General features: G+C 51.5%; 11 protein-coding genes. 7 read left to right on the top strand and 4 right to left on the bottom strand.

All coding sequences use genetic code 11. From position 1 onward, the window contains the following. Positions 1-228 precede the first annotated feature (228 nt). Together ahpF and ahpC are read right to left on the bottom strand one after the other, a co-directional pair. On the bottom strand, positions 229-1,797 hold the full coding sequence (gene ahpF / locus QRY16_RS20580) for an alkyl hydroperoxide reductase subunit F (RefSeq protein WP_289777885.1): 1,569 nt from the start codon (positions 1,795-1,797) through the stop codon (positions 229-231). A 72-nt stretch (positions 1,798-1,869) separates the two neighbouring features. Further along, positions 1,870-2,433, bottom strand: coding sequence for an alkyl hydroperoxide reductase subunit C (gene ahpC, locus QRY16_RS20575; RefSeq protein ID WP_289777884.1), 564 nt, complete (start codon positions 2,431-2,433; stop codon positions 1,870-1,872). 226 nt (positions 2,434-2,659) lie between these two features. Between ahpC and QRY16_RS20570 the strand changes: the two genes are divergently transcribed. Further along, positions 2,660-3,115, top strand: a complete 456-nt coding sequence (locus QRY16_RS20570; protein WP_289777883.1) for a GNAT family N-acetyltransferase — start codon at positions 2,660-2,662, stop codon at positions 3,113-3,115. Here QRY16_RS20570 and apbC read toward each other — a convergent pair. After that, complete coding sequence (apbC, locus tag QRY16_RS20565; RefSeq protein ID WP_289777882.1) at positions 3,112-4,224, bottom strand: iron-sulfur cluster carrier protein ApbC; 1,113 nt, start codon at positions 4,222-4,224, stop codon at positions 3,112-3,114. The genes QRY16_RS20570 and apbC overlap by 4 nt on opposite strands. A gap of 174 nt (positions 4,225-4,398) precedes the next feature. On the opposite strand from apbC, the gene metG reads away from it, so the two are divergent. The 6 genes from metG (at position 4,399) to sanA (ending at position 11,408) form a co-directional block, all read left to right on the top strand. Next, the gene (gene metG / locus QRY16_RS20560; RefSeq protein WP_289777881.1) at positions 4,399-6,432 is read left to right on the top strand and encodes a methionine--tRNA ligase; all 2,034 of its coding nucleotides are present in this window, start codon (positions 4,399-4,401) and stop codon (positions 6,430-6,432) included. A 158-nt stretch (positions 6,433-6,590) separates the two neighbouring features. Beyond that, complete coding sequence (locus QRY16_RS20555; protein WP_193404865.1) at positions 6,591-6,980, top strand: CidA/LrgA family protein; 390 nt, start codon at positions 6,591-6,593, stop codon at positions 6,978-6,980. After that, on the top strand, positions 6,973-7,665 hold the full coding sequence (locus QRY16_RS20550; RefSeq protein WP_289777880.1) for a CidB/LrgB family autolysis modulator: 693 nt from the start codon (positions 6,973-6,975) through the stop codon (positions 7,663-7,665). Before QRY16_RS20555 ends, QRY16_RS20550 begins: the two co-directional genes overlap by 8 nt. A 119-nt stretch (positions 7,666-7,784) precedes the next feature. Then, entirely contained in the window at positions 7,785-8,675 is an 891-nt protein-coding gene (gene cdd / locus QRY16_RS20545; protein WP_193404863.1) for a cytidine deaminase, read from the top strand. 181 nt (positions 8,676-8,856) lie between these two features. Beyond that, positions 8,857-10,554, top strand: coding sequence for an NAD-dependent malic enzyme (locus tag QRY16_RS20540; protein ID WP_289777879.1), 1,698 nt, complete (start codon positions 8,857-8,859; stop codon positions 10,552-10,554). A gap of 134 nt (positions 10,555-10,688) precedes the next feature. Next, complete coding sequence (sanA, locus tag QRY16_RS20535; RefSeq protein WP_289777878.1) at positions 10,689-11,408, top strand: outer membrane permeability protein SanA; 720 nt, start codon at positions 10,689-10,691, stop codon at positions 11,406-11,408. Between the two features lie 40 nt (positions 11,409-11,448). Here sanA and mglC read toward each other — a convergent pair. After that, on the bottom strand, positions 11,449-12,389 hold a 941-nt coding region (gene mglC / locus QRY16_RS20530), incomplete at its 5' end, for a galactose/methyl galactoside ABC transporter permease MglC (RefSeq protein ID WP_289777877.1).

Here is a 12,389-nt window from a genome sequence, read left to right as displayed (position 1 = left end):
CTCAGACATTCTTCGCTGGTCTTAAGGCAGCTGTTGCCGGATGAGGTCCTCAATCATCTTGCCCGTTCATACCGGAATATGGTCATGATTTACTGAGCTGCGATTAGTGGGGATCCCTCAGCCGGCACCTGGGTTCCGGGGTTTTTGCGTGGCTATTCAAAACTTTTTTGCAAAACTTATGTGCAAAAACTATTTTTAAAACTTATTTGCAAAAGTAAGGTGCAAACCTTACCCCGCAGATTTAGTCCGGATCAAATAATCAAACGCGCTGAGGGAGGCTTTCGCGCCTTCACCGCTGGCAATGATGATTTGCTTGTACGGTACGGTAGTACAGTCACCGGCCGCGAATACGCCTTTCAGGCTGGTTTCACACTTCGCGTCGATAATGATCTCGCCCATCCGGTTACGCTCAACTGCCCCTTCCAGCCAGGGCGTATTTGGCAGCAGGCCAATCTGAACGAAGATGCCGGACAGAGCCAGCTCGTGCGTGGTCTGGTTAGCACGATCAAGGTACTGCAAACCGGTCACTTTATTGCCATCACCTTTTACTTCGGTCGTCTGCGCATTCAAAATTACGTCTACATTTTTCAGGCTGCGCAATTTTTCCTGCAACACCTGATCGGCACGCATTTCCCCGGCAAACTCTAGCAGCGTAACGTGATCGACGATACCCGCCAGATCGATTGCGGCTTCAACACCCGAGTTACCGCCACCGATAACTGCGGTGCGTTTGCCTTTAAACAGAGGGCCATCGCAGTGTGGGCAGTAAGTCACCCCTTTGGTGCGGTATTCTTCTTCGCCTGGCACACCCATGTTGCGCCAGCGTGCACCGGTCGCCAGGATGATGCTGCGAGATTTTAGTACCGCGCCGGAGGCCGTTTCAATTGCATGCAAGCCTCCTTCAACCGCAGCCGGGATCAGTTTGATAGCGCTCTGGCTTTCAATAACATCAACGTTGTAATCGTCAACGTGGGCACGCAGTGAACCGGCCAGTTTGGCCCCTTCGGTTTTCGGTACGGAGATGTAGTTTTCGATGTCAACGGTGTCGAGCACCTGACCGCCAAAACGCTCGCCCATCAAACCGGTACGGATCCCTTTACGCGCAGAATAAATCGCTGCCGCAGCCCCCGCCGGGCCGCTGCCAACGATCAACACGTCATAGGCTTCGCGTTTGTTCAGCTCGTCTGCTGCACGTTTATCGGCATTGGTATCCACTTTGCTGACAATTTCTGCCAGGCTCATACGGCCCTGACCAAACTCTTTACCGTTCAGGTAAACAGCAGGCACGCCCATCACATTGCGTTCCTGGATTTCGTTCTGGAACACGCCACCGTCGATCGCCGTGTGGCTAATGCGGGGATTCAGAATAGCCATCAGGTTTAGCGCCTGCACCACGTCAGGGCAGTTATGGCATGACAGCGAATAATAGGTTTCAAAATGGAAATCGCCATCCAGCGCCGCAACTTGCTCCAGCAGGCTTTGCGCTTCTTTGGATGGATGACCACCGGTCTGCAACAGCGCCAGTACCAGTGAAGTAAATTCGTGGCCTAACGGCGAACCGGCAAAGCGCGGGCCGTTATTAGCGCCTGGATTAGTAATCAAAAATGAGGGCTTACGTGCCTGACGATCGTTCTCTTCACGGAAGCTGACTTTGTCAGAAAGCTCCGCAATACCAACCAACAGATCACGAATCTCTGCTGATTTCGCGCCATCATCCAGTGTGGCAATCAACTCAACAGGCTTAGTTAGTTTCTCAAGATAAGCCTTGAGCTGGGTTTTTAAATTTGTGTCGAGCATAGTGAGTTCCTGGTCAAAGAATCGGGCGCCGTAGCACCCGATGGAGAGAAAGATCGAAGGGCTGAAGCAGGCTTAGATTTTACCAACCAGATCCAGTGACGGAGCCAGAGTAGCTTCACCTTCTTTCCATTTAGCCGGGCAAACTTCGCCTGGGTGAGTCGCCACGTATTGTGCTGCTTTTACTTTGCGCAGCAGATCAGAAGCGTCACGACCAATGCCTTCAGCAGTGATTTCGATTGCCTGGATAACGCCTTCCGGGTCAACGATGAACGTACCGCGCTCAGCCAGGCCTTCAGCTTCGCGCATGATTTCAAAGTTACGGGTCAGCGCGCCAGTTGGGTCACCGATCATCGCATACTGAATTTTTGCGATGGTGTCAGAAGAACCGTGCCAGGCTTTGTGGGTAAAGTGGGTATCGGTAGAAACAGAGTAAATATCTACGCCCAGTTTCTGGAACTCTTCATAGTGATCAGCAACATCACCCAGTTCAGTTGGACAAACGAAGGTGAAGTCAGCCGGGTAGAAGAAGAAAACACTCCATTTACCTTCAACGTCTTTCTCGGTTACGTCGATGAACTCGCCGTTTTTGAATGCAGCGTTTTTGAACGGCTTAATTTTGGTATTGATAATAGACATCTGATGGCCTCCGTTAAAAGATGTGATGCACGTTACAGAATTTTTGAGCCAACATCTAATATGCAGTCGTTATCAATCAAATAAACGAAAGCTATCAAATGCCGATCGTACCGATCTGACAGGCTCCGGCGCGCAGTTTACACTGAAACGCCTCACTTTATTGCGGTTTATCTTTTTTCAACTTAACTGCTAGCTTTGTAGAAAAGACGTTTTCAGGAGCCTGCTTGTGCATATCCGTCCTTTTACCGAAGCTGACCGTCCTTTTCTGCGCACGCTGTTTTTAACCACACGCCGCCATAACTGGCGCTGGCTGGATGGGGATCACTGGAAGCTGGAGGATTTTGATGCGGTGATCCTCGGCGAAACGGTGCTGGTCGCCGAGCTGGACGGGCACCGGGTAGGTTTTGCCGGGTTGCTCGAAAATGACAATTTTCTGCACAGCCTGTATGTCGATCCTGCTTATCAAGGACGCGGCGTCGGGAGTGCATTGCTGGAGGCGGTGCAGGCACGCTTTACGTCTACCGGGGCACTAAAATGCCTGCAAATGAATCAAGCCGCCCAGGGGTTTTACTTACAGCATGGCTGGCAAATGATTGCGCAAGGTGATGGCGAACAGGGAAAATATGTCTTGATGCATTATCCGCTGGCACCCGCGCCTGCCAGCGGATCGGAAACCGCTTAAATCGCGCGGAAGGCAATATCGTCAGGAATGACGCTGCCTTGCCAGTAAAGCTGCGCGGCAACGCGACCGGCCAGTTGACGATACAGTGCGGTAAATTCACTGTCCGGGCGACGAATGACCGTAGGTTCGCCATCGTCCAGATCTTCACGCAGACTGATATGCAACGGCAGTTGCGCCAGCAAGCGCGTGCCGTAATCTTCCACCAGCCTTTGCGCGCCGCCTGTACCGAAAATCGGTTCATGGAAACCACAGTGACTGCAAACGTGAATGCTCATGTTTTCCACAATACCCAGCACCGGCACGCTGACTTTCTCAAACATCACCAGCCCCTTACGTGCATCAATTAGTGCAATGTCCTGCGGCGTGGTAACCACCAGCGCACCGGTAACCGGCACGTTTTGCGCCAGGGTCAGCTGAATATCACCCGTACCGGGCGGCATATCCAGCACCAGATAATCCAGCTCAGGCCACATCGTTTCATTGAGTAGCTGCATCAGGGCCTTGCTGGCCATCGGACCGCGCCACACCATCGCATTATCATCCGTGACCAGATAACCGATAGAATTTGTTGCCAGACCGTGCGCTATAATCGGCGCCATATGTGTTCCGTCGGGCGAAGTCGGCCTTTCATTGTCGGTGCCGAGCATATTCGGGACGGAAGGACCATAAATGTCCGCGTCAAGTATACCTACGCGAGCCCCTTCAGCCGCCAGCGCCAGCGCCATATTCACCGCCGTACTGGACTTGCCAACACCACCTTTACCCGAACTGACGGCGATAATGTTTTTCACCCCCTTCACGCCTGGCTGATTTTTCACCCGCTTCAGAGTGGCAATATCATGGCTAAGCCGCCAGTCGATAGCGCGCGTGCCGATCAGTCGCAGCAATTCTGAACTGGTTTGCGCTTTTAACGCCTCAAAGCCGCTGGCCCAGGCAAACGGCATGATTAATTCGATATGCAATTTGCCATCCAGCTGCGCCACGTGATGCAGCGCCTTAAGCGCTGTAAGGTTACGCTCAAGGGTGGGATGTTCGAAGCTATTCAACACGCCAACAACAACGGCACGCAAGGCTTCAGGTGAATGTGGTTCCGGGGATTGTGGGGTCATCCCTACTCCTTTTCATTTTTCTAACGCTGTGTTTCAGCGGTGTAGTGTCAATAATATCAGAAGCCCGCCATTATGCGGCGCGTGCCGCAGGCGTAATCCCTTATGTTTACGCCAGAGAAGCCTTCGGTTACCATCTAAGCCCGTTTTTTCAATCAACAGTAAGCTACGCAAACTATGACTCAAGTCGCTAAAAAAATTCTGGTAACGTGCGCACTGCCTTACGCGAACGGTTCAATCCATCTCGGCCACATGCTCGAGCATATCCAGGCAGACATTTGGGTGCGTTACCAACGAATGCGTGGCAATCAGGTTTATTTTATCTGCGCCGATGATGCACATGGCACGCCGATTATGCTGAAAGCGCAACAGCTTGGCCTCAAGCCGGAGCAGATGATTGCTGAAATGAAACAGGAACACGAAACAGATTTTGCCGGTTTCAACATCAGCTATGACAACTATCACTCGACGCATGGCGATGAAAACCGCCTGTTGTCTGAACTGATTTACGGTCGCCTGAAAGAGAACGGTTTTATTAAAAACCGCACTATTTCTCAGCTCTACGATCCAGAAAAAGGCATGTTCTTACCGGATCGTTTTGTTAAAGGCACCTGCCCGAAATGTAAATCGCCGGATCAGTATGGTGATAACTGCGAAGTGTGCGGTGCGACATACAGCCCAACCGAACTGATTGAGCCAAAATCAGTGGTTTCGGGTGCCACACCAGAAATGCGTGACTCCGAGCACTTCTTCTTTGATCTGCCCTCATTCAGCGAAATGCTGCGCGCCTGGACGCGCTCGGGTGCGTTGCAAGAGCAGGTCGCGAACAAAATGCAGGAGTGGTTTGAGTCGGGCCTGCAGCAATGGGATATTTCCCGCGATGCGCCCTATTTCGGCTTTGAAATTCCTGGCGCACCAGGCAAATATTTCTATGTCTGGCTGGATGCGCCTATCGGTTACATGGGCTCGTTCAAAAACTTGTGCGACAAGCGAGGCGACATCGATTTCGATGAGTTCTGGAATAAAGATTCCACAACCGAGCTATATCACTTCATCGGTAAAGACATCGTTTACTTCCATAGCCTGTTCTGGCCAGCCATGCTGGAAGGCAGCCACTTCCGCAAACCAAACAATCTGTTTGTCCATGGCTATGTAACGGTCAATGGCGCGAAGATGTCCAAATCACGCGGCACCTTCATTAAAGCCAGTACCTGGTTACAGCACCTGGATGCTGACAGCCTGCGCTATTACTACGCAGCTAAGCTCTCTTCACGCATCGATGATATTGACCTGAACCTTGAAGATTTTGTGCAACGCGTAAATGCGGACATCGTCAATAAAGTGGTGAATCTGGCATCGCGTAACGCAGGCTTTATCACCAAACGCTTTGACGGCAAACTGGCCAGCGAACTGGCCGATCCGGCGCTGTATCAGACCTTCCTGGACGCTTCCGAAAAGATTGGCGAGGCCTGGGCAAGCCGCGAATTCAGCCGTGCGATTCGTGAAATTATGGCGCTGGCCGATCTGGCAAACCGCTATATTGATGAGCAGGCGCCCTGGGTCGTGGCGAAGCAGGAAGGCCGTGATGCAGATCTGCAAGCTATCTGCACGATGGGTATCAATATGTTCCGCGTATTGATGACCTGGCTGAAGCCCGTACTGCCTTCGTTGAGTGAGCGTGCTGAAGCGTTTCTTAACAGTGAATTACGCTGGGAAGCGATTCAGCAGCCTCTGTTGGATCACCAGGTGGCTCCGTTTAAAGCGCTGTACAGCCGCATTGAGATGAGCAAGGTAAACGGCTTGATTGAAGCCTCTAAAGAGGATGCCGCCGCAGCGAATAAGCCTGCGGTGACGGGTCCGCTGGCAGATGCGCCAATTGGCGAGACAATTACCATTGATGGCTTCGCTAAAGTCGATATGCGCGTCGCGCTAATCGAAAAAGCTGAACTGGTCGAAGGTTCTGACAAGTTGCTGCGTCTGGAACTGGATGTGGGCGGTGAGAAGCGTCAGATTTTTTCAGGTATCCGGGCAGCTTACCCCGATCCTTCCGTACTGGTGGGCAAGATGACCATTATTGTTGCCAACCTGGCGCCGCGTAAGATGCGCTTTGGTGTTTCGGAAGGCATGGTGCTTTCAGCGGGTCCTGGCGGAAAAGATCTGTTTGTCCTGTCCGTTGATAGCGGCGCTGTACCGGGGATGCCCGTTAAGTAAGTTTGTTAACTCTCTCCCCCTGGGAGAGAGTTCTTTTTCTGCATAATCCTGCGGCTCTCCCCTGCGCAATAACCGCCCCCCCCTTCCCGTAAATGTGATCGCTAGCACGCTAAGCCATTAATGCGTATGATGAAGCGCAGTGAAAACAGGAGCCTGTCATGCCCACCGTGCTATCTGTCTGCTGGCGCTACCTTCGCGCCTTTATCATCATTTATCTCTGTTTATATGCCGGAAATGGCATTGCGCTGTTACTGCCTGTTACGCTTCCCGGCAGCATCATCGGCATGCTGGTGTTATTCAGCTTGCTGGCTTTACAAATTTTACCCGTGGCCTGGGTAAAACCCGGTTGTCATCTCATCATTCGTTATATGGCGCTGCTGTTTGTACCGATTAGCGTTGGCGTGATGAGTTATACCGATATTCTGACCGCGCAATTCGGCCCAATTGTCATCTCCTGCGTTATCAGTACGTTTCTGGTATTAACGGTGGTGGGCTTAAGCGCGCACAAACTGCATACCCGCTCTGTGAAGGAACCACGCGATGAATGAGATGTGGTGGTCGCTCCCCTTAACCGTAGTGGCGTTTTTAATTGCGCGTCGCTTAGCCGCCCGGCTAAAAATTTCATTAATCAATCCGTTGTTAGTGGCGATGGCGATCATTATTCCCATTCTGCTGTTGTTACATTTGCCCTACGCCCGCTACTTTGCCGGCAGTCAATTACTGAATCAGCTATTGCAGCCTGCGGTTGTAGCTTTAGCGCTGCCTCTGTATGAGCAGATGCATCAGATTCGCGCACGCTGGAAATCGATTATTAGCGTTTGCTTTATTGGCAGCCTGACGGCCATGGTATCCGGCACCGCCATTGCTTTATGGATGGGAGCAACACCGGAAATTGCCGCCACTATCATGCCAAAATCGGTTACCACGCCGATAGCGATGGCGGTATCCGGCTCGTTACACGGTATCCCTGCCATTAGCGCGATTTGCGTGCTGATAGCTGGCGTGCTGGGGGCCGTTTTCGGGCATATGCTGCTCAATTTGCTTGGCGTTAAAACCAAAGCGGCACGGGGATTAGCGATTGGCAATGCTTCACATGCGTTAGGCACTGCACGCAGCGCGGAGATTGACTTTCAGGAAGGCGCGTTCAGTTCACTGGCGTTGGTGATCTGCGGCATTATTACTTCTTTGCTCGCGCCGTTTATTTTTCCGTTGTTACTACGCTGGATGGGCTAAAACTTTGCGAGAGCTCTCGCAAAGTTGAAACAAGCGAAACAGGTTGCATTGTCATAGCGATGGCGATCACATATAAACGTTATCCGGCATCTCGCCCGATTGATTTTTAAGAGGCTATTATGCATCCACGTTTCCTTCCTGCCTTTGACGCATTACCGTCCTTATTGCAAACCGCGCTTCAGCCCATTCTGGATGACACCGATTTTCATGCTGTGCTGACAGCCGATCAGGTCGCCAGCTTACAGCAGCAAACGCAGCTGGATGCCGATAATCTGGCGCTCGCATTGTTGCCACTGGCGGCGGCCTGTGCGGTTGCTACGGTTTCCCATTTTAACGTTGGCGCCATTGCGCGTGGCGTCAGTGGCAACTGGTATTTTGGTGCCAATATGGAGTTCGCTGACACGCCGCTGCAACAAACTGTTCATGCTGAACAGAGCGCCATTACGCACGCCTGGCTGCGCGGTGAACGTCGTCTGGAAACCATCACCGTAAATTACACGCCGTGCGGGCATTGTCGTCAGTTCATGAACGAATTGAACAGCGGTACCGCTATACGTATCAGCCTGCCGCAACGCGCCGTGAGAACGCTGGCGGATTATCTGCCGGATGCTTTTGGCCCGCGCGATCTGGAAATTACCACGTTTTTAATGGATGAGGTCGATCACGGCTACAGCGCCCAAGGTGATGAACTGACTCAGGCCGCTGTCGCCGCCGCGAATCGCAGCCATGCTCCTTACAGCCAGTCCCATAGCGGCGTTGCACTGCTAACCACTTCAGGCACCCTTTTCGCAGGCCGGTATGCTGAAAATGCAGCGTTTAACCCCAGCCTTCCACCGTTACAAGGCGCGTTAATTTTGTTGAATATGCATGGGGAAGCGTGCGATCAGATAAAAAGTGCGGTTCTGGCAGAAAAGAAAAATGCCACTTTAAGTCAATTTGCTGCCACCCAGGCGACACTTCAGGCACTTGGCTGTCGTGAGCTGTTGCAGATTGAATTGCTTAAAGCATAACCATCTGTCACACAATCCGCAGTTTTGTCACCTTTTATAAACAAATGCTGTACTTCTGTAGGAAAATTTATAGGATCTGGCGCCAGAATTAACTTCATAATAATTTCCCCTTCCAGGGACAAAAACTGGCGTTACCTTTCCGGCGTCACGCCAGACACTACTGCAACCGGAGCATCATTGCATGGAACTCGACTACGAAAGTAAACGTCCGCTATATATCCCTTACGCTGGCCCGATCCTACTTGAATTTCCCCTCCTGAATAAAGGCAGTGCCTTCTCCATTGAAGAACGTAATGAATTTAATCTCAATGGGTTGCTGCCTGAAGCGGTTGAAAGCATCGAAGAACAAGCGCAGCGCGCCTGGCGTCAGTTCCAGGATTTCAAAAACAATAACGATAAGCACGTCTATCTGCGCAACATCCAGGACACCAACGAAACCCTGTTCTATCGACTGCTGGACAATCATCTGGAAGAGATGATGCCCATCATCTACACGCCTACTGTCGGCGCGGCGTGTGAGCATTTTTCGGAAATTTATCGCCGTGCGCGCGGCGTTTTCATCTCCTATCCGAACCGTGATCATATTGAAGATATGCTGCAAAATGCCACCAAGCAGAACGTGAAGGTGATTGTGGTAACCGACGGCGAGCGTATTCTCGGCCTTGGCGATCAGGGCATTGGCGGCATGGGTATTCCAATTGGTAAATTGTCGCTGTATACCGCTTGTGGCGGCATTTCGCCGGCTTACACCTTGCCGGTAGTCCTTGATGTTGGTACGAACAACCAGCAACTGCTGAACGACCCGCTGTATATGGGCTGGCGTCATCCGCGCATTACCGGTGAAGAATACGAAGCATTTGTTAATGAGTTTATTCAGGCTGTTAAGCGTCGCTGGCCAAAAGTACTGCTGCAATTTGAAGACTTCGCGCAGAAAAATGCCATGCCATTGCTGGAGCGTTATCGCGATGAAGTCTGCTGCTTCAATGATGATATTCAAGGCACGGCTGCCGTTACCGTTGGCACCTTAATCGCCGCCAGCCGCGCTGCGGGTAGCCGCCTGTGTGAGCAAAAAGTGGTGTTCCTCGGTGCCGGTTCAGCCGGTTGCGGCATCGCTGAGCAAATCATCGCGCAGATGAAATCCGAAGGTTTAAGCGACGATGAAGCGCGCAGCCGTGTAATGATGGTTGATCGTTTTGGCTTGCTGACCGATAAGCTGCCCAACCTGCTCGACTTCCAGAGCAAGCTGGTGCAAAAGAGTGAAGCATTAAAAAACTGGGATGTGACCAGCGACTCCATCTCGCTACTGGACGTGGTGCGCAATGCACGTCCTGATATTCTGATTGGCGTATCGGGTCAACCCGGTTTGTTCACCGAAGAGATTATCCGCGAGATGCACAAGCACTGTGCACGGCCTATCGTAATGCCGCTGTCTAACCCGACGTCACGCGTCGAAGCCACGCCTGCCGACATCATTGCCTGGACCGATGGTGCCGCACTTGTGGCAACAGGCAGCCCTTTCTCTCCTGTGAGCTGGAACGGAAAAACCTATCCAATTGCCCAGTGTAACAACGCCTATATTTTTCCAGGCATCGGTTTGGGCGTCATTGCAGCGGGTGCCAGCCGCGTCACTGACAGCATGTTAATGACTGCCAGCCGTGCGCTGGCTGATTGTTCACCACTGGTAAATGACGGTGAAGGCCCTGTTCTGCCAGAGATCAAGGATATTCAGGGCGTATCGAAAATCATTGCGATGGAAGTGGGCAAGGCTGCGCAATTAGCGGGGGTTGCGGTGGTAACATCAGAAGATGTGCTCTCTTTAGCCATTTCGAACAACTTCTGGTTACCGCAATATCGTCATTATCGTCGCACCTCAATTTAATGGGTGCCTGCCGGGCCAAAACAGGCCCGGCAACGCTCAAAAATACGCCAGCCAACCGGCTCAAACTTGCTTCCCCAATCGACCTCAAGTAGCCTTGACCCATTGAATTTTCCTGATGTTGAGTGCCTGAGCGCATGTTGAAACGCGTTTTCACTGGTCTGCTTTTCATCATCTTATTGATGATGGCGACGGCGCTCGGCCTTGATCGCTGGATCAGCTGGAAAACCGCGCCCTATATTTATGAAAATGTCTCATCGTTACCGCATCGTCAGGTTGGCGTGGTATTAGGTACGGCCAAATATTACCGAACCGGTGTCCTCAATCAGTATTACCTTTATCGTATGCGAGGCGCGCTTAACGCTTACAACAGTGGCAAAGTAAATTATCTGCTGTTGAGCGGAGATAATGCGTTGCAGAGTTATAACGAGCCGAGAACGATGCGACGTGATTTGATCAAAGCTGGCGTTGATCCCGCTGATATTGTGCTGGACTATGCCGGATTTCGCACGCTGGATTCAATTGTGCGGACACGTAAAGTATTCGACACCAATGATTTCATTATCATCACGCAGCGCTTTCACTGTGAACGTGCGCTGTTTATTGCGCTGCATTTAGGTATTCAGGCGCAGTGTTATGCCGTGCCGTCGCCAAAAAATATGCTGAGTGTTCGCGTGCGTGAAGTTGCAGCGCGTCTGGGGGCATTGAGCGATCTGTTTTTATTAAAGCGTGAGCCTCGCTTTTTAGGCCCGCTGGTCCCTATTCCGGCCTTGCATAACGTGCCCGAAGATGCACAAAGCTATCCGGCGGTGACCCCCGAACAGCTGCTGGAGCAAGAACAGAAGCAAGGGAAATAAAAAGAGCGACCCGAAAGTCGCTCTTTTTGTTTTTGACACATTATTTTTTACGTGAGTATTTCAGCGAATCCAGCGCCACGGCAAAGATGATGATGCCGCCCTTGATGATGTACTGCCAGTAAGGATTCACACCGATATAAGTCAAACCGTAGTTAATAACGGTAAAGATCAGTACACCGGTAACCACGCCCGCCACGGTTCCCACGCCACCGGCGAAGGAAACACCGCCAACCACACAGGCGGCGATAGCATCAAGCTCATACATAAAGCCGAGGTTGTTGGTCGCCGAACCGATACGACCGGCTTCCAGCATGCCGCCGAAGGCATAAAACACGCCTGACAGTGCATAAATCATAATCAGGTTCAACGGAACATTCACGCCGGATACTTTGGCTGCTTCCGGGTTACCGCCAATAGCAAAGATATTTTTGCCGAAGCGGGTTTTATTCCACACTATCCAGACAAACACAATGGCGATGATGGCGTAAAACGTAATGAATGACAGCTTAAAGTCGCCAAAGCGTAGGAACCCCTGGGCAAATTTAGAGAAGCCTGCATCGAAACCGGCAATAGGCGACGCGCCCACATAGTCGTAATACAGCGAGTTGATGCCGTAAACGATAATCATCGTGCCCAGCGTCGTAATAAATGGCGTCACTTTGAGATAGGCGATAATCACACCATTTACCAGTCCCACCACACCGCCGATAACACAGACAACTAAAATAACCAAAGGAATAGGCACGGCATCCATATGTGGAAAGACTTTATTGGCATTGTCCATTGACTGCAATAACGTTGCCGCCACAACCGCTGCTAAACCGACCTGGCGACCGGCTGACAGGTCAGTACCCTGCGTCACGATCAAACCTGCCACACCCAGGGCAATAATAATACGCACCGAGGATTGGGTCAGAATATTACTCAGGTTCATTAAACTTAAAAATGTCGGATCCTGGAAAATAATAATGGCCAGTAATA

The sequence above is a fragment of the Mixta mediterraneensis genome, from assembly GCF_030283135.1.
GTDB classification, from domain to species: Bacteria; Pseudomonadota; Gammaproteobacteria; order Enterobacterales; family Enterobacteriaceae; genus Pantoea; species Pantoea mediterraneensis.
Note: the sequence above shows the minus strand (reverse complement) of the source record. Positions and strands in the feature narration are given on the sequence as shown.